Raw genomic sequence first — 23,615 nt, 5'->3', positions numbered from 1 at the left:
ACGCGGCCATGAGCACCCTCAGCGCTGGGTTCCGGTTGGTACGGGCCGGTTGGGTGCTGGTGCGCGAGGGCGTCGTTGCCGCCTTGCCCGGCGAGGAACTGTCCGGCCTGCCGAAATTCGGCTGGCGGCTGGCGCGGCTCTTCACCCGCCGCCGCGCGCTCGCCTATGAGCGCAGCGATCGGCTGGCCAAGGCGGTGGTCCGGCTCGGCCCGTCCTACGTCAAGCTTGGCCAGTTCCTGGCGACGCGGCCCGATGTCGTCGGCAACGACATGGCGCTCGATCTCGCCATGCTGCAGGACAAGATGCACACCTTCCCCAAAGCCGAGGCCGTCGCAGCGATCGAAGCCTCGCTCGGGCGCAAGATCGGCGATCTCTATGCCGAGTTCGGCGACCCGGTCGCCGCCGCCTCCATCGCTCAGGTCCACGTCGCCGAAACCCTCCATGACGGCGCCGCGACCAAGGTCGCGGTGAAGGTCATCCGGCCGGGCGTGCGCCGCCGCTTCTTCCAGGACCTGGAGAGCTATTTCCTCGCCGCCCGCCTGCAGGAAAAATACATCCCCTCCTCGCGCCGGCTGCGGCCGGTCGAGGTGACCGAGACGCTGGCCCAGACCACAAAGATCGAAATGGACCTGCGCCTCGAGGCGGCCGCACTCTCCGAACTTGGCGAGAACACCAGGGACGATCCCGGCTTCCGCGTGCCCTCCGTCGACTGGGAGCGCACCGGCCGCGACGTGCTGACCATGGAATGGGTCGATGGCGTCAAGATGAACAACATCGCCGGCCTCGAAGCCGCCGGCCACGACCTCAAGGCGATCGCCGCCAACCTCATCCAATCGTTCCTGCGCCATACGCTGCGCGACGGCTTCTTCCACGCCGACATGCATCCGGGCAATTTGTTCGTCGAGGCCAACGGCACCATCGTCGCCGTCGATCTCGGCATTGCCGGCAGGCTGGGCAAGAAGGAGCGCCGCTTCCTCGCCGAGATCCTCTATGGCTTCATCCAGCGAGACTATCTGCGCGTCGCCGAGGTGCATTTCGAGGCCGGCTATGTCCCGCGCCAACACAATGTCGCGGCTTTCGCCCAGGCGATCCGGGCGATCGGCGAGCCGATCCACGGCCAACCGGCCGAAACCATCTCCATGGCCAAGCTCTTGACGCTGCTGTTCGAGGTGACAGAACTCTTCGACATGGCGACGCGGCCCGAACTGATCCTGCTGCAGAAGACCATGGTGGTGGTCGAGGGCGTGGCGCGCACGCTCGATCCCGCCTTCAACATGTGGAAGACGGCCGAACCGGTGGTGGGCGGCTGGATCGCCGGCAACCTCGGACCGCGCGGCATGATGATCGATGCGCGCGACGGCGCCAAGGCGCTGCTGACCCTCGCCCGCCAGGCGCCCGAACTGGCCGCACGAACCGACCGGCTGTCGCGCGAGATCGACCTGATGGCCGAGCACGGGCTGCGCTTCGACGAGACCACCGCCCGCGCCATCGGCAAGGCCGAGGCCCGCTACAGCCGCTCCGGCCGCGTGGCGCTGTGGGTGATCGCGCTGACGCTGGTCTATATCGCCTGGAAGCTGCTCTGAGCGATTGCAATGACAGCGGTGCTGTCATTGCAATCATTCTACCGGTGGCCTAGATTTAGGACACAGGAGCGATCTTATGAGCACGATAACAGTCCGCAATCTCGATGACAGGGTGAAGCAGAGATTGCGGCAGCGAGCTGCGGTCAGGGGAGTGTCTATGGAGGAGGAGGTTCGTAATATTCTTGCCACCAGCGTTCTTTCAGAAGGCTCCGACCAGAGTGATCGAGGCGAGTCGCTTTACGCTGTAATTCGTAGGTTGGTGGAACCCCATGGTGGTTTCGATATCCACTTGCCCGAGCGCGGTCCTGCGCGCGAGCCACCGAAATTCGACTGACCATGTTCGTGCTGGATACGAATGTCATTTCGGAAATTTTCAAACCAATACCCGATGCAGGAGTGGCTGCCTGGATGGACAGTTCGTTTTCGATCCATTCATACGTCACGGCGATGACCAAGGCAGAACTGCTTTTGGGACTTGCGTCTATGCCCGGTGGAAAACGCAAGGCTGCGCTGGGCGATGTAATCGGGGCCTTCTTTGCCACCTGGCTCAAGACTCCGGTGCTCGCATTCGGTGACCGAGAAGCAGAAACCTATGCGGAGATTGTTTCGAAAAGGCGATTTCTGGGACATCCTGTCCATGAATTCGACGCCCAACTCGCCTCGGTTGCGCGGTCACACGGTTTTACGGTTGTTACCAGAAATGTTGCCGATTTTGCCGATTGCGGCATCAACATAGTTAATCCTTGGGAAGCTGCATGACCCTCTCCGGCAAGCGCATCCTGCTCATCATCGGCGGCGGCATCGCTGCCTACAAGGCGCTCGACCTGATCCGAAGGCTGCGCGAGCGTGGTGCGGCTGTGCGAGTGGTGATGACTGCCGCAGCCCAGGAATTCGTCACGACGCTGTCGGTCGGCGCGCTGTCCGCCGACCATGTCTTCACCGACCTGTTCGATCGCAATGATGAACACGATGTCGGCCATATCAGGTTGTCGCGCGAGGCGGACCTGCTGGTGGTGGCGCCGGCTACCGCCGACCTGATGGCCAAGCTCGCCAATGGCCATGCCAACGATCTGGCTTCGACCGTACTCCTCGCCACCGACAAGCCGGTGCTGATGGCCCCGGCGATGAACCCGAAAATGTGGTCGCACCCCGCCACCCGCCGCAACCGCGCGACCCTCGGCAAGGACGGCATCAGCTTCGTCGGCCCCGCCAGGGGTGAGATGGCCGAGAGCAACGAGGCCGGCGAAGGCCGCATGGCCGAGCCGCTGGAAATCGTCGCCGCCGTCGAGGCGCTGCTCGATGCCGGCCCCAGGCCGCTGGCGGGACGCAAGATCATCGTCACGTCAGGCCCGACGCACGAGCCGATCGATCCCGTGCGCTATATCGCCAACCGCTCGTCCGGCAAGCAGGGCCACGCCATTGCCGCCGCACTGGCAAGGCTCGGCGCCGATGTGCGCCTCGTCTCCGGTCCCGTCACCATCGCCGACCCGGCCGGGGTGAAGACCATCCATGTCGGACGGGCGCAGGAGATGCGCGAGGCCGTTGAACAGCTTCTGCCCGCCGACGCCGCGGTGTTCGTCGCCGCCGTTGCCGACTGGCGAACCGAGAATTCCGCCGGCGAGAAGATCAAGAAGGTGGCGGGCGAAGGTCCGCCGGTGCTGCGCATGGTCGAGAACCCCGACATCCTGGCTGGCGTCGGCCACCACGAGCAGCGACCAGGCCTGGTCGTCGGCTTCGCCGCCGAGACCCAGGATCTCCTGCGCAACGCCGAGGCCAAGCTCAGCAAGAAAGGCGCCGATTTCATCGTCGCCAACGACGTGTCGCACGAAAGCGGCATCGGCCCTTCAGGCGTGATGGGCGGCGATCGCAACCGGGTGCGGATCGTATCGAAGGCGGGCGTGGAGGAATGGCCTGAAATGACCAAGGACGAGGTGGCGACGCGGCTAGCCGCGCTCATCGCCGAGCGGTTGAAAACGATCGTCGTTTGAAGTGTATTGGCGGCAGCCCCCTGCCGCCAATACACTTGCTAGAGCAATTCCAGGAAAAATGTGCAGCGGTTTTCCCGGGAGAAGCGCGTAGCGCTTCCCCTTGGGAATTGCTTGGAAACAAAGAGTTAGAGCGGTTCGGCGATTCTATCAAACGCTGAACCGCTCTAGCCACACCACGGTCGACCCAGCCGTCAGTTGGCCAAAAGCTCCGCCGTGCGGGCAAGCGCCCCGCCAAAGCCATTGAGCGGAATGGAAAAACTTACGACTTGGCCCGTATCGGCCGCGACCGCGTCGATCTTGAGAGTGGTGCCGTTCTTGAGCAGCGGCGTGACATTGGCATCGAACGCCACCGGCACCAGGCAGCCGACCACCTGGCAGGTGTTGAACGGCAGGCTGCCGTCGAGCTTCTGGTCGTCGATGGTCAGGGTGACGCCCTTGGCGAGCGCCAGACCGAACGGCAAGGCAAGCGTTCCGGTCGCATCCTCGCCAGTCTTACTCGACAGCTCGATCGCCAGAAGCCGCTGGTTGTTTTGCTTGTTGAACTGCTGATGCGACAGGCTGCAGACCTTGTTGGTGCCCGCTATCTGGCAATTGACGGTCCAGTCGCCATGGGTTTCCGACAATGCCGAGGCACCACCGGGCAGTTGCGGCGCATCAGCCGCGGCGGGCGGCGTTGCCGCCACTTTGTCGCCTTTGGTTTGCGCCGCCATGGCCGGCAGGCCTGCGATACAGGCCACACCCAGCACTGCTGCGAAATACGCGTACTTCCTCATCAAGACCCTCCCGCCCGGCACCGCCCCGAGCCAGCTAGAAACTGACCTTGAGAGACGCGCTGACTGCGTTCTGTTTCACTGTTTCGCCGAAGGCGCCATTATACCTGACGGACATGCCGACGCCATTGACGCCATTCAGCTCGAGGCCGGCGCCGACCCGATAGAGCGGCGAATCGATCGCTTCCGTCAAGTGCAATGCCGGGTTGCCGGGCAGATTCTCCGCCGCGGCGAAGCGGCCTTCGATTTCCCACTCCTTGGTGGAAAACTCCACCCCGGCCTTTCCATAGAGGCGGATGCTGGCAATGTCGCTGAGTGGGATGTCGGTTCCGATCTCGAGCGCCGGCGTCGCCGCATAGAAGGTGTTTGCCGAACCGTCGAAGTTGAAACCGGCAACCGACCCTTCCTCCTTGCCCGAAACACGCAGCCAGCGCGCGTCGAACTGCAAGGTCGGCTGCAGGTAGAACGCGCCCATCTGTTGCGTGAAGCCAAGCCGCGCCGAGCCGCCGAACTGCGCGGTCTTCTGCGTGTAGGTGACGCTGTTACCGATCCCGGGCAGCATTTCCTCGTCCAGATAGATGCCTTCCAGCGTTTCGCCGGGAACGAAGAACGCCGGATCGATATGGGTATCGCGTTCGCCCTTGAACGAACCGGTCCCGCCGCCGAGCGCGAAATCGACGAAGTAGTTCTTGTCGGCGTACTTCGCCAGCGCGTAAGCCTGCCAGGCTTCGCCGCTGGTTTGCGACAGCGGCTCGCCATTGAAGCCGATCCGGGAATCGAACTCCGTGCGGCCGATCGTGCCGCCAAGCGACCAGTTCTGGCCGACCTCGCCGATGCCGCCGAGCGACATCGTCTTCAGCACGTCGTCGCGGGTCGTGGTTCCGGCACCCGCATCGCGGGTGTATTCGGCCTGCGGGCTGATCGTTGCCCAGACACAACGGCCGTCGGGGTTCTTGTAGGCGGGAACGCCGGTGCATTCGCGCGCCGTTTCCAGCATGATGTCGGTTTCGCGGTTGATCATGTCGAACGTATGCACGGCATAGTGCGGCGTCAGCCGCGTCAACGCCGCGCCGATCTCGGCTTTGCTTGGCAGGAAACGAACCAGATTGATCAGGCGCGCCATCGGGTTGTCCGGCGTGGACGCCGCCTCGATGTCATCGAGATATTGCGCCAATTGGAACACGCCCGGATCGTTGACGCCGGACTGCGGATCCTGCGCGAGTTCCAGGAATGTGTCATTGTCGGTGGTCAGCACCAGATCGGTGCCGTTTTCGACCTGGAAAATGAAATTGAAACCCGCCGCCGGATGCTCCACGGGCATCGCGGCAACGATGCCAGCGTCCGTCATGGAAGCGCCCTTGGCCACCGTATAGGCGGTAAACAGCTTGTCGATGGAAAGGAAGTTGAGAGGCGCCGTGCCGTCGAAATCGCCGGCTCCCGTCAGTGCCACGGCATCCGTGATCTGGTTGTTGAGATCTATATCGGTGACGAAATTGCCGCTGGCGTCCTGCGTGAAACCGCCTCCGACATCGACTTTGGCAACCACGCCGATGCCCTGGTTGGTATAAAGCCCGTCATTGGTGAACAGCCCGCCACCGAGATCGATGGTCTTAAGAGCGACCATCGAGGAGTCGGCGAAGTTTTCAAAGCTGTTGTTGCCGCCGCCCAGATCGATATTGCCGATGACGCGCCCGAGCGTGTCGGCCGTCGGCGAATTCTTGACATGATCATCGCCCGACGTGCCGGTGATGGCGAGCGGGCTGAAATCGTCCAGCAGCGATTCCAGGATCGCGTTTGTCGGCACCACCGGGCCTGGCGCCAGCAGAAGGGCTTGAAATGCCTGGAACTGCGATGCCTGGATGTCGAATGTCGGATTCGCGCCCATCGCATAGAGCAGGCTGTGGTTGGTCAACGTGTTGTTGGCCCCGCCGACCAGCATCGCCGCGACACCCGTTCCGGCGCCACCGATCGTATACTGCCCATTGAGATTGATGGTGATGTTGCCCTTGGCGCCCTTGGCAGTGCTTTCGCCATAGACAGCCACCGAATCCGCGCCTTGTGCGAACAGGCTGTCACCCGCCGTCAGGTCGACCGTATGAGCGTCGCCATTGCCTGTCGCGCTCTGCCCGAACATGGCATAGGAACTCGCGCCCTTGACCCAAACCTGGCTCATCGCCGTCGCCGACGCCGCAGCCGCATCGCCGATGCCGCCACCGGAACCGGCAGCGCCGGTAGAGAGCGTGCCAGCCAGACCACCGCCGCCGCCGACCGCTTGGGCCACGATGCCATGTGCCCGCTCGCCATCGGTGACGATCTCACCATCCTGTTCGATGATCACCGTGCCGCCATTGCCCTTGGCACCTGCAAACGTGTTGAAGCCGATAGTGTTGTTGTCGATGCCGCTGCCGCCGTCGGCCGTGGCACCGAAGCGCCCGAAGCCGGCGCCGCCGATGCCGCCGCCGCCGCCGACCGACTGGGCGATGATGGCGACCGCATCGACACCGTGCGTGGTGATGGTGCCGGTGCGGATCACGGTGACGTCGCCGCCATCGCCACCCTTGCCGCCAAGGCCACCGATGCCGAGCGCGTTCGAGGTCTTGCCTTTTGCGTCGCCGCCGACACCGCCGCCGCCGCCGACCGACTGCGCCACAACGCCATGCGCGCGGTCGCCGAATGTTTCAATCGAGCCGGAGACGGTGACCTTCACATCGCCGCCGTCGCCGCCATTGCCGCCCTTGCCGCCTAGACCGATCGTCACGGAATCGTCGCCCGCCGCGTCGGAGGTCACGGTTCCGCCGTACCCGCCGCCGCCGCCGACCGACTGTGCGAAGATGCCGTAGGATCCAGCCTTGTGCGTTATGATCACGCCGTCATTGTTGACCTCGACATACCCGCCATTGGCCTTCTCGGCGGGATCGCCGTTTATTGGAGGAATGATACCGCTTGCACCTCCGCCGATGGTCATGTCGGCTTTGGAAGCACTCGCGGCCGCGCCAGAGGCGCCGCCACCGCCGCCGATGGATTGCGCGAAAATGCCATGCGAAAGATAGCCCTCCGTCGTGATCTTGCCGTGGTTGTCGACGATCACGTCCCCGCCTCTGCTGCCCAAACCGCCCGAGCCTCCGATCGCCAGCGTCACCGCCGTCTCTGCGCTGCCGGTCTCGGTCGAGCCCGCGCCGGCCGCACCACCACCGCCCCCGACGGATTGCGCGAAGATGCCGTGCGAATTGTCTCCCTTCGTCAGGATTTCGCCCGACGCCTGGTTGGTCACATGAACGGTATCGCTCTTGCCGCCGTCGCCACCGGCGCCGCCGAGACTGAGTGTTATGGCCACATTGGCGTTCTTGGCCGAGGTGCCCGAAGCGCCGCCGACGCCGCCGCTGCCGCCGATCGACTGCGCCAGGATGCCGTGTGAATACGCTTTCTCGGTAAGGATGTAGCCGCCGTTCGTGACGTTGACCTTGCCGCCATTGCCGCCGACGTTGCCTGATCCGCCCAGTGACAGGTTGACGCTGACTTCCGAGGCGTCCGTCTTGCCGGTGCTCTGGCCGGCGCCACCGGCGCCACCGCCACCGCCCACCGACTGCGCGAAGATGCCTATGGATCGCTCCTGCTTGGTCCAGATCTCGCCCGAGGCAAGATTGGTGACATCGACCTGCAAGCCGTTGCCCCCCCCGCCACCGGCACCACCGAGCGCGCCGCCGATGGCATATTTGCCAATAACGCCCGACGTCGCCGAGCCGCCGACGCCACCGCCACCGCCAATGGAGTTTGCGCTGATGCCATACGAGTCCGCGCCGTCCGTCACGATCAGGCTTCTATTGGTGACCGAAACCGTGCCGCCATTGCCGGCGCCGCCGGCGGCAAGGCCGATGGCCGCGCCAATGCCGACGGACGTGTCGCCTTCGCTGCCCCCGCCAACGATCTCCTCATCCGTCGAGGCCGCACCGCCGCCGCCGCCGCCGCCGCCGACCGACATCGCCAGGATGCCGATCGAATTGAAGCCGTGGGTCCGTATCTCGCCCGAATTGTCGACATGCACGCCGGTGCAGATGATATTTCCGCCGCCGTCCAGTTTTGAGCAGGCGGCGTCGTTGCCCGAACCGCCCTTGCCGCCAATGCCGACATTGACGCTGACGCTGGTGTCACTGGTGCCGCCGACGTGGAACGCCTTGGCGTTGCTGGACCCACCCATGCCGCCGCCGCCGCCCAGCGATTGGGCCACGATACCCGAGGAGAAATCGCCCGTCGTCGTCAGCTTGCCGCTGTTGATCACATCGACCACGCCCGACACATTGCCCGAGCCGCCGCCGCCGCCGACACCGACATTGACCGCGACATTGACTTCGCTGCCACTGAGATCCGCCGTAGCGCCGTTGGTGGAGCCACCATTGCCGCCACCGCCGCCAATCGACTGCGCGATGATCGCCGCGCTCATGTCGCCCGCGGTCTGAATTGTCATGGCGTTGGTGACATCGACGTTGCCGGCGACATTGCCCTTGCCGCCGCCGCCGCCGATGCTGACCGTCGCGTTGACGCTTACATCGGACCCGAAACCGCCCGCTGCTGCCCAGGAATCACCGCCATTGCCGCCACTTCCGGCGACCGACTGGGCGAGAATGCCGACGGCCTGATAGCCCTTCGTAACGATGCTGCCGCCGCCGTTGATGCCAGTTTCGACCGTCACCAGATCGCTGAGGCCGCCGTCGCCGCCCCAGCCGCCAACCGTCACGCCGAGGCTGATGCTGGCGTTGGTGCTGACCGCGCCGGTCATGGTGACTGCGCGGCCACCATTGCCGCCGCCGCCACCGATGGACTGTGCAACAATACCACCAGAGCCAACCGCGTCGGTGTCGGCGAGGATATTGCCATCCGCCTTGACGGTAACCTTGCCGCCTGGCCCGCCATTACCGCCGGCACCGCCGACAGACACGCCGACGGCGGCGGAAGCGTAGAGGCCGCCGCTGAAGGCCCCGGAGTAAGCAGCGCCGCCATTGCCGCCGCTGCCACCCACCGATTGCGCAAGAATGCCCTTCGAGCCTACGCCGGCGACGTGAATGTCGCCTTTGTGGGTAACGGTAACTTCCTTGCTCAGGTTGGCGTCACCACCACCGCCACCGATAGCCACGCTGGCTGCGCCAAACACACCGGCGGCAAGGGCTCCCGTACTGCCCCCATTGCCACCGCCGCCGCCGATGGATTGCGCCAGGATGCCGTTCGAGAGCGCGCCTGAGGTGCTGATGTTGTTGTTGTTGAGGACCTCGACAATCCCGCCCTCGCCGCCAGCGCCACCCGCGCCGCCGACGCCGACAGCGGCAAAAAGCCCGGCAGCCAAGGCAAAACCACCATCACCACCTGAACCGCCGACCGACTGCGCAAAAATGCCGTTGGACAGGTCGCCACCCGTAATGATCTTGCCCGAATTGTTGACGAAAACCTTCATGCTCTTGCCGGCCGCCGCGCCCGAGCCGCCGAGCGACAAGGACGGCCCCCCGGCGGTGACGCTGAAGCCGCCCGAACCGCCGCCGCCGCCGATCGACTGCGCAAGCAGCCCGTGCGAATTGTATCCGCCGGTGGTCAACGCAGCCGCGTTGATGACGTCGACGGTGCCTGCCGTGCCACCACCGGCACCCTTGCCGCCGATCCCGATGTTGACGCCCAGGCCGAGCCCTACGACACCGCCGCCATTGCCGCCGCCGCCGCCGATCGACTGCGCCACCATGGCTGAAGATCGGTCATGTGTGGTGGTGACGGAGCCGCCATTGTCGGTGAGTTTGACCGCGCCGGCATCGCCAGCCGTGCCGCCGCTGCCGCCGACACCGACGGAGGCTGCCAGACCGATGCCACCGACGAAGCTGCCATTGCCGCCGCCGCCGCCGATAGACTGGACAAGGATGCCGATCGAATCGGCGCCGTCCGTCTTCACGACCGAATTGTCCGTCTCGAAGCTGGCGGCAAGACCCTTGCCGCCGCCACCGCCGCTGCCGCCCACGCCGACGTTCACACCGGTGCTGCCGCTGATCACCACGCCAGCATTGCCGCCGCCGCCGCCGATCGATTGCACGATAATGCCCGCGGAGCGGTCTTGGGACGTGGTCACGCTACCATTGGAACGCGCATCGACAACGCCGCCGTCGCCGGCCGCCCCACCGCTGCCGCCGACACCGACCGAGACGATTGCCGAGACAGCGATCGAAAAGCCCCCGTTGCCGCCACCGCCGCCAACCGACTGCACGATGATGCCTGCCGAATCCGCGCCATGCGTCGTCACATCGGATTGTGTACCGTTGAAGGTGACAGCATCGCCGATGCCGCCGCCGGCGCCCTTGCGACCGATGCCGACGCTGACGCCGGCGCTGCCCGCGATGCTGCCGCCGCCATTGCCGCCACCGCCGCCGATCGACTGCGCGACGATGCCCGTAGAGCGATCCTGAAATGTTTCCACGCTGCCGCCGGTCGTCATGCTGACCGTGCCGCCCTTGCCGCCTGGACCGCCTTCGCCTCCGACGCCGACCGAGACAAGCGCCGAGATGGACAGGGCAAATCCGCCATTGCCGCCGCCGCCGCCAACCGATTGGGTCATGATTCCGGTCGAGTCGGAGCCGTGTGTCGTCACATGCGACGTGCCGACATTGTAGATGATGTCGCCGCCCGCGCCGCCCGCGCCCCCCTTACCGCCAACCGAAACCGAGACGGCGCCGCTGACGGTATAGGCTCCGCCCCCATTACCGCCACCGCCGCCGACCGATTGCGTCAGAATGCCGATAGCGGAGGTTCCGCTCGTTTCGACCGTCGGCCCGGCCGCGGCCTGCTGGACGTTGACGTTGCCGCCATTGCTGGCGGCTCCGCCGGAACCGCCGACGCCGACAGCGGCGACCGGGCCGACACCAATCGCGAAGCCGCCATTGCCGCCACCACCGCCGACCGACTGGATGACGATACCGTGAGCTCCATCGCCGCTGCCATCGGCACCGGTCGTGATGCTGCCGCCTATATCTGCGAAGACGTCACCGCCCTTACCACCGCCGCCGCCCGAGCCGCCCAATGCGATTGACCCAATCGCGCCACCGCCGTCACCGCCACCGCCACCGACGGATTCGACAAGCATACCAATCGAGCCGACGCCCCTGGTGATAATGGTCCCGGTATTCGTGCCCGTGACCGTACCGCCATTGTTGCCGCCCTTGCCTGCCCCGCCGCCGCCGAACAGTCCGAAGGCGCCTCCGCCGTCGCCGCCACCGCCACCCACCGATTGGACGACCATGCCGCTAGCATGGTCACCGCTGGTCTCTATCTTGCCATTATTGGTGCCGGTCGCCGTCCCGCCTATTGTGGCCGGGCCGCCATTGCCACCGCTTGCAATGATGCCGGGAATAATGCCGCCGGCGCTGCCGCCGCTACCGCCGGATGCGCCGGCCGATCGGACCAGCATACCAGTTGAAAAGTTCCCGATGGTTGTCACATCGCCGTCGTTCGTCGCGCTGGCGCTGCCTCCTGAGCCTCCGCCGCCGCCATTGCCGGCATCCTGAGCCGATAGTGGGCTGAGACCGCTGATACCACCGCCGTCACCGCCCAATCCCCCTTCCGAACGAGCCAGGATGCCAAATGCGTTCGGTCCCGTAGTGTTGATGACGCTTCCCACGCCGGCATTGGCTTCCGCCGAACCGCCATTGCCACCGTTGCCCGCGTCGCCGCCCGAGGAAACCAGCGCATTGCCTATGCCGGTGACGGATCCGCCATCGCCGCCCCGGCCGCCAATCGATTCTGCGAGCAACCCGTGACCGCCGGCCGCACTGCCGGTCAAATCACCCGTATTGCCCGCAATGACGCCTCCACCTGCCGCGCCATTGTTACCATCGCCGCCAAGCGCCACCGGGGTACAGAATGGGCAGATTCCGACGCCGATGGCATTGCCGCCTGTGCCGCCGGCCCCGCCTGTCGAGCTCCCACCAAAGACGGGGCCCCCGCTGGAAATCACCAGATTGTTGTTGACAATGAGCGGATCAGGCGACGGCGCATGACCCGTACCACCATTCGTGCCCGCGACCACGACATTGGAGCCATTACTTCCCGCAGTGCCGACGACGGTCGTAACCTGGGCATGGAGCGGAGCCGGCAACAGGCAGACGAGTCCGGCCAACGCCGTGTAGGCCGTCAGCCGAGATAACCGCCATGGCCGAATTTCCCGCTCTGTCGACGATGCTCGCGTAGCAGGCTCGACAGCGGCCAAAACCCTGGAGTGCGCAGCATGGGACCGGCAAGGTGCAAGGGGAGGCAACGTTTCACGAAGGCCAGCGGTCTGCCCGTCGGCCTGCCCGCAATTGCCGGCACCGTTAGCCCCAAATTCGATCCATGCGCCCGGGCGCGCTTCGCCTACAACGACATCCACGCGCCCTGAAAACAAAGCCATACACTTGCCCCCGTTTGCAGACATCCTGACCCGCCCCCGGGCTTGGCGCCGCAACCACATCTACGTATGCAATGGATATGCAATAAGAATGCTGGCAATCTGCAGTAAGCTCGATGCATCAAGGCCGGTGCTCTTGCGAGTGGTCGAGGAGCGCAGGCCTTTTTAGAATATACTAACTTGCAACAGATGGAACCGAAAGTTGCGTTTAGGCGATACGCGGGCGGCTGGCATCAGCCATTTGGTGGAGATCTCCGCAGCTGAAGATACTATGGCCACATCCGTCGGTTCATAGTCGTCATATGACGGTAATGCTCGGATTATACGTCCGAATATGACGGCAACGGCTTGCCGTCCGGTGCGCGGCATCAATTCCATTCTTTTTAGCCATGAAACATCGCATCGCCAGACAGGCGCCCTATATACTAGGGATGAATAGGATCTTTTCGCGGAACGAGCGGATGTCTTTGCGTAGCCCATCGACGATTCTGGCATCGGCAGTGCTGGCTACGCTGGTTCTGGCTGGGTTTGGTGTGCCCGCCTCCGCCGAGGTGTTCATTCCCTCGGCAAACGGCAATGCGCAGATGCAGCAGAACGACCTGCAGGCTTTGCAAAACCGGGTTCAGCGGCAGCAATTTCAGCAGCAGCAGCAGCAGTATCGTGCCCAGGATCGCGTCATCGTCCAGCAGCCGCCGCCTGTCGTTCCGCGGGTCAGGCCGAGCTGCCAGACGCAGATAATCGGCAACACCGCCGTCAGCACCTGCCGCTGACAGGTAGGTCCACTTTTATTTAGCCGACTTACATGATAGGGGCCATTGGGTATCCCTGCGGCAGTTTGCATTTTGCAAAGGCGCCGCATCACGCTATGGGGCATTGCACCGTCTGGATTTTTGCGAATGGTAGCCACCAAGAAAAAGGCTGTACGCCGCGCCAAGAAGGGCGAACGAATCCGCCAGGTGGCGGCGATCCCCTTTCGGCGCAATGCGCATGGCGGCATCGAGGTGATGCTGGTCACATCGAGGACGACGCAGCGCTTCATCGTCCCCAAGGGATGGCCGATGAAAGGCAAGAGCGGCCGCAAGGCAGCCACCATCGAGGCGATGGAAGAAGCCGGCGTGCTCGGCAAGACCCTGAAGGAGCCCGCGGGCACCTACTCCTACTGGAAACGGCTGGCCAACAACTTCATTCGTGTCGACGTCATCGTCTATCTCCTCGAGGTGACCGAGGAACTCGCCAACTGGCAGGAAGCCAGGCGGCGGCAGCGGGCCTGGCTGGCGCCCGCCGACGCAGCAATGCTGATCGACGAGCCGGACCTCTCGACGCTGGTGGCGACATTGACCATTCCCGGACCTGCGCCGATCGGCGCTGCCTGAGGCAGGCTTATCCGCCCTTGCCGTCATCTTCCGGAAAAGGCCGCGCCGGCGGGCCGCCATAGGCCCACAGCCATTCGCGCGGCAGCGGCCCCTTGTTCCGCTCGGCCTGCTGCGATTGCTCCCAGGCATGCGCCAGGATGCCAACCGACCGCGCCAGCACGAAGAGCCCGCGCGTCAGCGGCGGCGGAAAACCGAGTTCGCCATAGATGACGGCGGTGGCGCCATCGATGTTGAGCGGGATTTTTTTGCCCTTGCGCCGCCCGACGTCGGCCTCGACCGCCTCGGCGATGTCGGCGAAGCGGCCATTGATCACGCCGCGCGCGGCAAAATCTCTGACCAGTCCCAGCAGACGCGGCGCGCGCGGATCGACCGGGTGAAAGCGGTGGCCAAGCCCTGGCACGTAGCCCTCTTCCTCGGCGAAGAACCGGTCAAGACGTGTCGAGACCGCTTCGTTGAGGGCAATGCCGCCCTCGAGCGCCACGGCAACATCGCCATAGAAGGAAAGCGCCTGCTCGCCGGCGCCGCCATGCACGTCGCCAAGCACATTGATGGCGGAGGCCATGGCGCTGTTGATACCGACGCCGCATGTCGCAGCCATGCGGGCAATGGCGATCGACGGCGCCTGTGGCCCGTGGTCGACGGCCGCCCCCAAAGCAATGCCGAGCAGTGCCGCCTGGTCCTCGCTGGGCAGTTCGCCACGCAGCATCAGCCAGATCATGGCGGGGAAGCTGACACGGCCGATCAGGTCCTGGATCTCATAGCCGCGCAGCCGGATCACGCCGGGGCTCATCTCGATGATGTCGGTCCGCCACCACTCCTCGCCGCGCTCGCGGCCTGTTTTCCTCTCCACGCCGCTCATGCCCTGGCCTTTGCCTTGGTGCGTGGCGGCAGGCCGGCGAACACCTCGTCCATATGCTCCCCCAGCACCGGCGGCGGCCGTGTCGGCAACGGTGCGGTGCCATCCACCATGAAGCCACCGCGCAGAACGGTCAGCGGCCCGTCCATGCCGGCCACATCGTCGAAACGAGCCGTGACCTGGCGTTCGAGCACTTGTGGTTCGGCCAGCACTTGCGGGATCGTCAGAACCCTGCCCGCCGGCACGCCGGCCCGATTGAGCGTTTCTTCCCAAACCGCCGCCGGAGCGCTTGCCAGAGCGTCCTCGATCTCGACCTTGAGTGCGGCGCGGTTCTTCTTGCGCGTCTCGCGCTCGGCAAAGCGCTGGTCCGACGCCAGTTCCGGCCGCCCGATCAGCACGCACAGCGTCACGAACTGCTCCTGCTTGTTGGCGGCGATGTTGATGAGCCCGTCGCCGGTACGGAAAGCGCCTGATGGAGCCGCCGTCATATTCTCATTGCCCATCGGCTTGGGATCGACCCCTGCCGTCAGATAGTTGGAGACCGGCCAGCCAAGCGCGGAGAGCGTGCATTCCAGCATCGACACGTCGAGGAACGCACCCTCGCCCGACGTCTTCTGCCTGACCAACGCGGCCGCGATCGAGAACGCCCCGACCAGGCCGCCCAGCGTGTCGGCAACGGGATAGCCGACGCGCAACGGCGCGGTTTCCGGCGTGCCGGTTATGCTCATGATCCCGGAAAGGCCCTGGATGATCTGGTCATAGGCGGGGTTGTCGCGCATCGGCCCGCTCTGCCCGAAACCCGATATCGCGCAATAGACGAGGCCGGGCCGCACCGACTTGAGCTCGTCATAGCCGAGGCCGAGGCGTTTCATCACGCCGGGACGAAAATTCTCGACCAGCGCATCGGCGCTGGCGACCAGGTCGAGGAAGCGCTCGCGATCCGTCGCCTGCTTGAGGTCGAGCATGACGGATCGTTTGCCGGCGTTCTGCGCCAGGAACGACGCGCCCATGCCGGCACCGTTGAGCTTTGGCGAGCCGCCGAGCTGGCGCGCCAGGTCGCCGCCTTGCGGACCTTCGACCTTGATCACGTCGGCTCCCAGCAAGGCCAGCTGATAGGCGCAATAAGGTCCGGCGAGCACATTGGTCAGGTCGAGCACGCGGATACCGGAAAGCAGGTCTGTCATATCTTCTCAAATCGCTCAGGCATCGCCCGGCACATGTTCGGGCCCGCGCCGACGCCGATGCTCGATGAAGGCCCAGATATGCGGGCCGGCGAGGCCGATGAAGGCAAGAGTCAACAGGATCAGCGACAGCTTGTGTGTGTAGAACACCGACCAGTCGCCGTTCGAAATAGTCATGGCGCGACGGAACTGGGTTTCGGCGAGCGGCCCCAGGATCATGCCGATGATGACGGGCGCGGTCGGGAAATCGAAGCGCCGCATCAGGAAGCCGGCGGCCCCCAGGAGATAGAGGATGACGAGATCGATCGGCGACTGCGAAATGCCATAGGTGCCGACGGTGGCGAACACCAGAATCCCGGCATAGAGCTGCGGCGCCGGGATTTTCAAGAGCCGCACCCACAGGCCGATCAGCGGCAAATTGAGGATGACCAGGATGACGTTGGCGATGAACAGGCTGGCGATCAGGCCCCAGACAAGGTTGGCCTGTGTCGTCAGGAGCAGCGGTCCGGGGTTGATGCCGTAGCTCTGGAAGGCCGACAGCATGATCGCCGCCGTCGCCGAGGTCGGCAGGCCGAGCGTCAGCATCGGCACCAGCACACCGGCGGCGGATGCATTGTTGGCGGCCTCGGGGCCGGCAACGCCCTCGATGGCGCCGACCGTGCCGAATTCCTGCTTGTGTTTCGACAGTTTCTTCTCGATGGCATAGGACAGGAAGGTCGGGATCTCGGCGCCGCCGGCCGGCATGGCGCCGATCGGAAAGCCGATCGCCGCACCCCGCAGCCAGGCCTTCCAGGAGCGCCCCCATTCGGCCGCCGTCATGTAGAGCGAGCCTTTCAGCGGCACGATCTCGTCCTTGCCGGCATAGCGGCGCGAGGCCATGTAGAGTGTCTCGCCGACCGCGAACAGGCCAACGGCGGCGATGATGACGTCGACGCCGTCGAGCAGCTCGGTCATGCCGAAAGTGAATCGCGGCTGGCCCGTCTGCAGATCGACGCCGATCATCCCGATGACAAAGCCGGCAAACAGGCTGGTAAGGCCGCGTACCGAGGACGAGCCGAGCACGGCCGAAACGGTGATGAAGGCCAGCACCATCAGCGAGAAATATTCGGCCGGACCGAAAGCCAGCGCGAACTTGACCACGACCGGCGCCAGAAAGGCGACGCCCAGCGTGCCGAGCGTGCCCGCGACAAAGGAGCCGATCGCCGAGGTGGCGAGCGCGGCGCCGCCGCGGCCCGAGCGGGCCATCTTGTTGCCTTCCAGCGCGGTGACGATGGTTGCGCTCTCGCCTGGCGTGTTGAGCAGGATCGACGTCGTCGAGCCGCCATACATGGCGCCATAATAGATGCCGGCGAACAGGATGAAGGACGCCTCCGGCGCCACCTGATAGGTGATCGGCAAGAGCAGCGCGATGGTCAGTGCCGGCCCCAGGCCAGGCAGCACGCCGATGGCCGTACCGAGCGTGGTGCCAAGCAGGCACCACATCAGATTGGTCGGGGTGAACGCGACGGCGAAACCGTGTGCGAGATGGCTGAGCGTATCCATGGTCTCAGCCTCCCAGCGTGCTGGTGAAGGCATCGATCACCGTGTTCAGCTGGTTCTCGACGAAACCGGCGCCGATATTGACGCCGAGCGCCTTGGCAAAGCCGAAATAGGCGGCCAGCGCCAGCACCAGGCCGGTCAGCACATCGCGCAGCGTGTGCCGGCTGCCGAAGCCGTAGCAGACGAGAACGAACATGATGACCGAGGCGGCCGTGAAGCCGAGCGGCTGGATGAGCAGAAGATTGGCCACAAGACCGATGACGACGAAGCCCATCGCCTTCCAGTCGGTCGGCGTCTCCTTTTCCTCCTCCGGCTGCCAGCCGCCGCGCAATGCGGCGAGGATCAGCAGCAGGGAAAGCACAATCAGGCCGACCATGGTGAGATAGGGAAAGACGGTCGGACCGACCTTGGAATAGAGCGGCGATATCGGGATCGCCAGCGTCTGCCAGGCGACGGCCCCGGCACAGGCCAGAAGGCCGATGCCGATCAGCAATTCCGGCACGGCAAGGCGAGAAGGCGCCGCCGGCTGGTTGATGGTGCTCATGAACGTCCTCCCCGTTGTGGTCGGCCCGATACGGCCAGCCTTCACCGCACCTTCGCCGGTGGACCGATCGCCTCCTTGCGGCCGGCTGCGATTGAAAAATGAGGGACGGCTCGCGCCGTCCCCCTGGGGAAAATCAGGCGAGGCCGAGATCCTTGAGAATGGCCTCGATGCGAGCCGTGTCCTCGGTGACGAATTTCGCATAGTCGTCGCCGGTGAGCAGGATGGGCGTCCAGTTGCGGTTCTTGCATTCGGTTGCCCAGGCATCGCTCTTGGCCATGGTCTCGACCAGGGTGATCATCGCCGCCTTGTCCGCGTCGGAAACGCCGGGCGGCGCGAAAACGCCACGCCAGTTGAACAGTTCGACATCGATGCCGGCTTCCTTCAGCGTCGGCGCGTCGATGCCGTCCTGGCGCTTGTCGGCCGAGATGGCGAGCAGCCTGAGCGCGCCCGCCTTGACCTGTTCGGAGAACTCGCCGAAACCGGAAATGCCGGCCGCCACCTGGTTGCCGAGCAGCGCCGACAAGGCCTCGCCGCCGCCGGCGAACGGCACATAGGAAAGGCTGGGAGCCGGAACGCCAACCGTCTTGGCGATCAGGCCGAACAGGATGTGGTCCGAGCCTCCGGCGGAACCACCCGCGACTGGAACCTTCGTCGGATCGGCCTTGAGCGCGGCGACGAAATCGGCGGCCGTCTTGAACGGCGAGTCCGCCGGCACGACGAGTGCCTCGAACTCACCGGTGAGCCGCGCGATCGGCGTGACTTGCGTCAGATTGTTGGCTGCCTTGTTGGCGATGATGGCGCCCACCATGACCATGCCCGCGACCATCAGCGAATTGCCCTTGCCGTTCCACTGGCTGATGAACTGCGGCAGCCCGACCGTGCCGCCCGCGCCACCGACATTGGTGATCTGCGAGCCGGAGATGAGCTTCTCGCTGCGCAGCACCTGATCTATCGTGCGCCCTGTCTGGTCCCAGCCGCCGCCGGGTGCCGCCGGCACGAAAATCTGGATCTGCGGCGCGCCTTCGGCGAAAGCGGGCGTGAAATGAAGTCCTGCGAGGCCGGTGGCGCCGACGGCCGCCGTCCCCGTCAAAAATCTGCGTCTGTTCAGCATGGGATTCCTCCAGATCACGACACCTCCTCCGGTGCCTGCCAAAACGCGCCTGAGTTCAGGCCCGTGATCGAGTTCAAGCAGATGTTACCAAGTTCTGTCAACGGGAACGATATTCTGCTGGACAGAACGTTCAGGCGGCGCGACACAGTCGCTCCGTTCGGCCTTCTTCGAATTGGGAACCGCAATGGACTTGGCAGGCAAATCGGCTGACGCGGAAATCCGGCGAGCGCCCGCCGAAGGCGTTGCCGCACTCGATCGGGCGATCGCCATCCTCGACGCCTTCACCACGGCAGACCGCTCGCTCAGTCTGGCTGAAATCGCGACGCGCACCGGTCTCTACAAGAGCACGATCCTGCGGCTGGCGAATTCGCTGCTGCGCGGACAATTGCTCGAGCGCTTGGACGATGGCCGCTACCGTGTCGGAGCCGCGACTTTCCGGCTCGGCGCGCTCTACCAGCGCTCGGTCGTGGCGGTCGATATCCTGCTGCCGATCATGCGCGATCTCTCCGAAAGAAGCTGGGAGAGCGTTGCCTTCTACGTCCGCTCGGGGGACGTGCGCACCTGTCTCTACCGGGTCGAATCCAAGCATCCGATCCGCTACACGATACGCGAAGGCGACGTATTGCCTTTGCTGGTCGGCTCCGGGGGCCGCGTGCTGGCGGCGTTTTCGGGACAGCAGGGCGAACCCTACGAAACCATCCGCAAAACCTGCAACTGCCTCGCCGTGGGCGATCGCGACCCCGAGACGGCGGGCGTGTCGGCACCGGTTTTCGGGCCGGGACGTGTGCTCCTCGGCGCCTTGACGCTGGCTGGTCCAAGCACGCGCGTCGACGCCGCGTTCCTGCAGCGCATGAAGCGCCCGCTGCTCGAGGCGGCGGCCCGCGCCACCCGCGCCTTCGGCGAGGATGCCACCATGCTGGAGCAGGCGAGCCTCGCGGTCTAGCGCCCGCCAAGTATCGAATACAAACTGATTCAACTTGAAGCAATTACTTGACGTCGCGTAATATTTGGCCGGCACGGCAAGAAAAAGTCTTGTCGAAAGTCGAACGATTTATTTGCTGTTAAGCCCCTCATGATAACCGGGTTGTGTCGCCATCCGAGCGACATGAGGGAACAACATCGTCTCAACCGGCGGATGAAAACAGCCGGACAGGCGCGCACAGGATCATGGCACGTCCATGAATTCGATGAAGCTGTCGTCGATGAACGCAAGTCCTCGTCTTCTGGGGCTTGTGTGGCCGTTTATCGCCGTCGTCCTCATTCAGGCGCTGGTCGCCAGCCTGAGCCTCTATACGCTTTCGGCCGTCCGCGCCTATGTCGGCGGCGAAAGCCAGTGGTCCAAGGGGCAGAAGCACGCCATCTACTTCCTCAGCCTCTATGCCGACACCGGCAATGAGGAGTTCTTCGGCGAGTATCGTACGGCGATCGCCGTTCCACTGGCCGATCGGTCGGCCCGCCTGGCCCTCGAGCAGTCCGAGCCCGACACCCAGGCTGCCCGCACGGGCTTTCTGCGCGGCAGAAATGATCCCGAGGACATCGCCGGGATGATCTGGCTGTTCCAGAATTTCCGCAGCTTCAGCTATCTCGACGCCGCCGTGCGGCACTGGACGGCGGCCGACACCATGATCCTCGCCATCCAGCAGCTCGCCGACACGATGCACAACGAGCTGAGCAAGGGTCCGGCATCCGCGACCCAGATCAGTGGCTGGAAGACGCAAATCCGCCAGCTCGACCATCAGATCAGCCCGCTCTCCAAGGCCTTCTCGGACAGTCTCGGCGAAGGGTCGCGCTTCATCAAGATGCTGCTCACGTCAGCCAATCTCGTTACCGCCGCCTTGCTGATATTGCTTGCCGTCTGGCGCACCCGCAAGCTGCTGGCGCAGCGCCAGGCCTTCCAGCTGGCGCTCAATGCCGAGCGCGAGCGTGCACAGGTTACCCTGGCTTCGATCGGCCAGGCCGTCATCAGCACCGGCCCAGACGGGCGGCTGGAATACATGAACGCGGTTGCCGAGAAATTGCTGGGATGCCCGTTCGGTTCTGCCAGAGGCAAGCCGCTGGCGTCGCTGTTTCGGCTGGTCGACAAGGACACCAGCGTCGAAGAGCCCCGTTTGATCGAACGCCTCCTGGCGGGTGAGCCACGCCGTTCCAGCGCCCGCCCGCAAATGCTGCAGCGGCCGGATGGCTCCGTCGTCCCGGTCGCGCTGACCGGCGCGCCGCTGCTCGTTTCCGGTGAGGTCGTCGGCGCCGTGCTCGCCTTCCACGACATGACGCGCGAAGAAGACTACATCGAGCGGCTTTCATGGCAGGCTTCGCATGATACGCTGACCGGGCTCGCCAACCGGCGCGATTTCGAGAGCCGGCTGGAGCGCACGATCGTCGAATCGCAGGGTGCGTCCCGGCACCACGCGCTGATGTATCTCGATCTCGACCAGTTCAAGCTGGTCAACGATACGTGCGGCCATGCCGCGGGCGACGAGTTGCTGCGCCAGATTTCCGCCCTGCTGGCCAACGAATTGCGGCCCGGCGACGTGCTCGCCCGGTTGGGCGGCGATGAATTCGGCGTGCTGCTGATCGATTGCCAGGCTGACAATGCCGCCGACATCGCCGAACGGCTGCGCGCCGCAGTGCAGGAGTTGCATTTCGCCTGGGACGGCAGGCCTTTCAACACCAGCGTCAGTGTCGGCATGGTGGAGATCGCCAATGCGCATGTGACGATCGAGGAGGCCCTGCGTGCCGCCGACGTCGCCTGCTACATGGCCAAGGAGAAGGGCCGCAACCGCGTCCAGATCCATAGCGACGGCGACATGGACTTGCGCGAGCGTTTTGGCGAGATGGCCTGGGTGCAACGCCTGCACGCGGCACTCGAAGAAGATCGCTTCAGACTCCATGCCCAGGAAATCTGGCCGCTCAACGACGATGTCGCCGAGACGGGAGCGCATATCGAGATCCTGTTGCGGCTGACCGATGAAGACGGCGGCTTCGTTACCCCGCAGAGCTTCATTCCCGCCGCCGAGCGCTACGGCCTGATGCCGTCGATCGACCGTTGGGTGGTGCGCAATACGTTCCGCATCCTGGCCGCGCGGCAGGCTGATCAGCGCATGGCGCCGATCGCCACATGCGCCATCAATCTTTCCGGGGCGACGTTCGGCGACGAGACATTTCTCGGCTTCCTGCGCGAGCAGTTCCTTGTCCATGGCATTTCGCCGTCCATGATCTGCCTGGAGATCACCGAAACCAGCGCCATCGCCAACCTTACCAGCGCCATGCGCTTCATGGCCGACCTGCGCGGGTTGGGCTGCCGCTTCGCGCTCGACGATTTCGGCTCCGGCATGTCGTCCTTCACCTATCTGAAGCACCTGCCCGTCGACTACCTCAAGATCGACGGCGGCTTCGTCAAGGACATGCTGGACGACCGCATCGACCGGGCCATGGTCGAGATGATCCATCATATCGGCAAGGTCATGGGCAAGCGCACCATCGCCGAGTTCGTCGAAAGCGACGACATCGCCACCGCCTTGAAGGAGATCGGCGTAGACTACGCGCAGGGCTACGGGATCGCCAGGCCTCGGCCCTTCGATGCCTCGACGGTGCTGCTGTGCCAAACCATTGCGCCCGCCGCGCGGACCAGCGCCGACCCGTGGGGCGATGTGGCCAAAAAGCTGCGTCGCAAGGCCAGCTAGATATTCAGGACAGCCGCTCCAGCAGGATCATCGGGGCGTCGTGATAGAGGGTTCGCACCACTTCCCGGTAGCCGCATTTCGTCGCGACGTTCAAGGAGGCGGCATTCTCGGGATCGATGATGCAAACGGTTCTGGAGCGCCCGAACGTCTCTTCGCCCCATGCCAGGACACGGCCGACCACCTCGGTGGCAAGGCCCGTCCCGTGCACCGACGGCGCCAGCGCCCAGCCGGCCTCCGGAACCCCTTCGATCGACGGCTGCATGTCGCGCTTCAGATCGTGGAACCCGGCCTCGCCGACGAAGCGGCCGGTCGCTTTCTCCTCGATGGCCCAGAAGCCGTAGCCGAGCAGCGACCACAGGCCGGCGTGACGCAGGAAGCGCATCCAGCTTTCCTCACGCGTGCGCGGTTTGCCGCCGATGAAACGGGTGACGACCGGATCGGCCCACATCGTGACATAGGCGTCGAAATCGCCCAGCCGGTGTGCCCGCAGGATGGTTCGCGGCGTCTCGATGACCGGGGCGATGACGGCCTGCGTCGTGCTCATTGGATTGCCTCGCGTTGCCGCCTGCGGTTAGCAAATCGC

At 64.8% G+C, this 23,615-nt stretch carries 15 protein-coding genes; 7 read left to right on the top strand and 8 right to left on the bottom strand.

What is annotated here, in order from left to right; genetic code table 11:
* The first annotated feature begins 8 nt into the window (after nt 1-8).
* The 3 genes from ubiB to coaBC all read left to right on the top strand — a co-directional run bounded on the left by ubiB (nt 9) and on the right by coaBC (nt 3,571).
* Nucleotides 9-1,583: a 2-polyprenylphenol 6-hydroxylase gene (ubiB, locus tag FJ948_RS11030; RefSeq protein WP_140704233.1), complete on the top strand. Its 1,575-nt coding sequence runs from the start codon at nt 9-11 to the stop codon at nt 1,581-1,583.
* Between the two features lie 336 nt (nt 1,584-1,919).
* Entirely contained in the window at nt 1,920-2,342 is a 423-nt protein-coding gene (locus FJ948_RS11020) for a type II toxin-antitoxin system VapC family toxin (protein ID WP_140704229.1), read from the top strand.
* Complete coding sequence (gene coaBC, locus FJ948_RS11015; RefSeq protein WP_140704227.1) at nt 2,339-3,571, top strand: bifunctional phosphopantothenoylcysteine decarboxylase/phosphopantothenate--cysteine ligase CoaBC; 1,233 nt, start codon at nt 2,339-2,341, stop codon at nt 3,569-3,571. The genes FJ948_RS11020 and coaBC overlap by 4 nt, the downstream gene beginning before the upstream one ends.
* A gap of 191 nt (nt 3,572-3,762) precedes the next feature.
* Here coaBC and FJ948_RS11010 read toward each other — a convergent pair whose 3' ends face one another.
* Entirely contained in the window at nt 3,763-4,344 is a 582-nt protein-coding gene (locus tag FJ948_RS11010) for an invasion associated locus B family protein (protein ID WP_140704225.1), read from the bottom strand.
* 34 nt (nt 4,345-4,378) lie between these two features.
* The gene (locus tag FJ948_RS11005) at nt 4,379-12,460 is read right to left on the bottom strand and encodes an autotransporter outer membrane beta-barrel domain-containing protein (RefSeq protein ID WP_281405355.1); all 8,082 of its coding nucleotides are present in this window, start codon (nt 12,458-12,460) and stop codon (nt 4,379-4,381) included.
* A 749-nt stretch (nt 12,461-13,209) separates the two neighbouring features.
* Between FJ948_RS11005 and FJ948_RS11000 the strand changes: the two genes are divergently transcribed.
* Both FJ948_RS11000 and FJ948_RS10995 read left to right on the top strand, forming a co-directional pair.
* The gene (locus FJ948_RS11000) at nt 13,210-13,518 is read left to right on the top strand and encodes a hypothetical protein (RefSeq protein WP_140704223.1); all 309 of its coding nucleotides are present in this window, start codon (nt 13,210-13,212) and stop codon (nt 13,516-13,518) included.
* A gap of 126 nt (nt 13,519-13,644) precedes the next feature.
* A complete protein-coding gene (locus FJ948_RS10995) occupies nt 13,645-14,121 on the top strand; it encodes an NUDIX hydrolase (protein ID WP_140704221.1) in 477 nt (158 codons plus the stop codon).
* A 7-nt stretch (nt 14,122-14,128) separates the two neighbouring features.
* On the opposite strand, the gene FJ948_RS10990 is transcribed toward FJ948_RS10995, so the two are convergent.
* The 5 genes from FJ948_RS10990 to FJ948_RS10970 form a co-directional block, all read right to left on the bottom strand.
* Nucleotides 14,129-14,980 carry a citryl-CoA lyase gene (locus FJ948_RS10990; RefSeq protein ID WP_140704219.1) on the bottom strand — a complete coding sequence of 284 codons (852 nt, stop codon included), beginning with the start codon at nt 14,978-14,980 and terminating at the stop codon, nt 14,129-14,131.
* Entirely contained in the window at nt 14,977-16,161 is a 1,185-nt protein-coding gene (locus FJ948_RS10985) for a CoA transferase (RefSeq protein ID WP_140704217.1), read from the bottom strand. Before FJ948_RS10985 ends, FJ948_RS10990 begins: the two co-directional genes overlap by 4 nt.
* Nucleotides 16,162-16,176: 15 nt before the next feature.
* The gene (locus FJ948_RS10980; protein WP_140704215.1) at nt 16,177-17,700 is read right to left on the bottom strand and encodes a tripartite tricarboxylate transporter permease; all 1,524 of its coding nucleotides are present in this window, start codon (nt 17,698-17,700) and stop codon (nt 16,177-16,179) included.
* 4 nt (nt 17,701-17,704) lie between these two features.
* Nucleotides 17,705-18,241 carry a tripartite tricarboxylate transporter TctB family protein gene (locus FJ948_RS10975; RefSeq protein ID WP_140704213.1) on the bottom strand — a complete coding sequence of 179 codons (537 nt, stop codon included), beginning with the start codon at nt 18,239-18,241 and terminating at the stop codon, nt 17,705-17,707.
* A gap of 133 nt (nt 18,242-18,374) precedes the next feature.
* Nucleotides 18,375-19,352 carry a tripartite tricarboxylate transporter substrate-binding protein gene (locus FJ948_RS10970; protein WP_140704211.1) on the bottom strand — a complete coding sequence of 326 codons (978 nt, stop codon included), beginning with the start codon at nt 19,350-19,352 and terminating at the stop codon, nt 18,375-18,377.
* Between the two features lie 184 nt (nt 19,353-19,536).
* Between FJ948_RS10970 and FJ948_RS10965 the strand changes: the two genes are divergently transcribed.
* Nucleotides 19,537-20,295, top strand: a complete 759-nt coding sequence (locus FJ948_RS10965; RefSeq protein ID WP_140704209.1) for an IclR family transcriptional regulator — start codon at nt 19,537-19,539, stop codon at nt 20,293-20,295.
* Between the two features lie 235 nt (nt 20,296-20,530).
* Nucleotides 20,531-23,032 carry an EAL domain-containing protein gene (locus FJ948_RS10960; RefSeq protein WP_140704207.1) on the top strand — a complete coding sequence of 834 codons (2,502 nt, stop codon included), beginning with the start codon at nt 20,531-20,533 and terminating at the stop codon, nt 23,030-23,032.
* 4 nt (nt 23,033-23,036) lie between these two features.
* Here FJ948_RS10960 and FJ948_RS10955 read toward each other — a convergent pair whose 3' ends face one another.
* On the bottom strand, nt 23,037-23,576 hold the full coding sequence (locus FJ948_RS10955; protein WP_140704205.1) for a GNAT family N-acetyltransferase: 540 nt from the start codon (nt 23,574-23,576) through the stop codon (nt 23,037-23,039).
* Between the last annotated feature and the right edge of the window lie 39 nt (nt 23,577-23,615).

This window comes from Mesorhizobium sp. B2-3-12, from assembly GCF_006442205.1.
In the GTDB taxonomy this organism is placed as follows: Bacteria; Pseudomonadota; Alphaproteobacteria; order Rhizobiales; family Rhizobiaceae; genus Mesorhizobium.
The sequence above is the reverse complement of the archived record's forward strand: the minus strand, read 5'-3'. Positions and strand labels throughout refer to the sequence as shown.

Excerpts from the sequence above, each read along its gene's own strand:
- ubiB (WP_140704233.1), top strand. The coding sequence starts at position 9 with ATGAGCACCCTCAGCGCTGGGTTCCGGTTGGTACGGGCCGGTTGGGTG.
- FJ948_RS11020 (WP_140704229.1), top strand. The coding sequence starts at position 1,920 with ATGTTCGTGCTGGATACGAATGTCATTTCGGAAATTTTCAAACCAATA.
- coaBC (WP_140704227.1), top strand. The coding sequence starts at position 2,339 with ATGACCCTCTCCGGCAAGCGCATCCTGCTCATCATCGGCGGCGGCATC.
- FJ948_RS11010 (WP_140704225.1), bottom strand. The coding sequence starts at position 4,344 with ATGAGGAAGTACGCGTATTTCGCAGCAGTGCTGGGTGTGGCCTGTATC.
- FJ948_RS11000 (WP_140704223.1), top strand. The coding sequence starts at position 13,210 with ATGTCTTTGCGTAGCCCATCGACGATTCTGGCATCGGCAGTGCTGGCT.
- FJ948_RS10995 (WP_140704221.1), top strand. The coding sequence starts at position 13,645 with ATGGTAGCCACCAAGAAAAAGGCTGTACGCCGCGCCAAGAAGGGCGAA.
- FJ948_RS10990 (WP_140704219.1), bottom strand. The coding sequence starts at position 14,980 with ATGAGCGGCGTGGAGAGGAAAACAGGCCGCGAGCGCGGCGAGGAGTGG.
- FJ948_RS10985 (WP_140704217.1), bottom strand. The coding sequence starts at position 16,161 with ATGACAGACCTGCTTTCCGGTATCCGCGTGCTCGACCTGACCAATGTG.
- FJ948_RS10980 (WP_140704215.1), bottom strand. The coding sequence starts at position 17,700 with ATGGATACGCTCAGCCATCTCGCACACGGTTTCGCCGTCGCGTTCACC.
- FJ948_RS10975 (WP_140704213.1), bottom strand. The coding sequence starts at position 18,241 with ATGAGCACCATCAACCAGCCGGCGGCGCCTTCTCGCCTTGCCGTGCCG.
- FJ948_RS10970 (WP_140704211.1), bottom strand. The coding sequence starts at position 19,352 with ATGCTGAACAGACGCAGATTTTTGACGGGGACGGCGGCCGTCGGCGCC.
- FJ948_RS10965 (WP_140704209.1), top strand. The coding sequence starts at position 19,537 with ATGGACTTGGCAGGCAAATCGGCTGACGCGGAAATCCGGCGAGCGCCC.
- FJ948_RS10960 (WP_140704207.1), top strand. The coding sequence starts at position 20,531 with ATGAATTCGATGAAGCTGTCGTCGATGAACGCAAGTCCTCGTCTTCTG.
- FJ948_RS10955 (WP_140704205.1), bottom strand. The coding sequence starts at position 23,576 with ATGAGCACGACGCAGGCCGTCATCGCCCCGGTCATCGAGACGCCGCGA.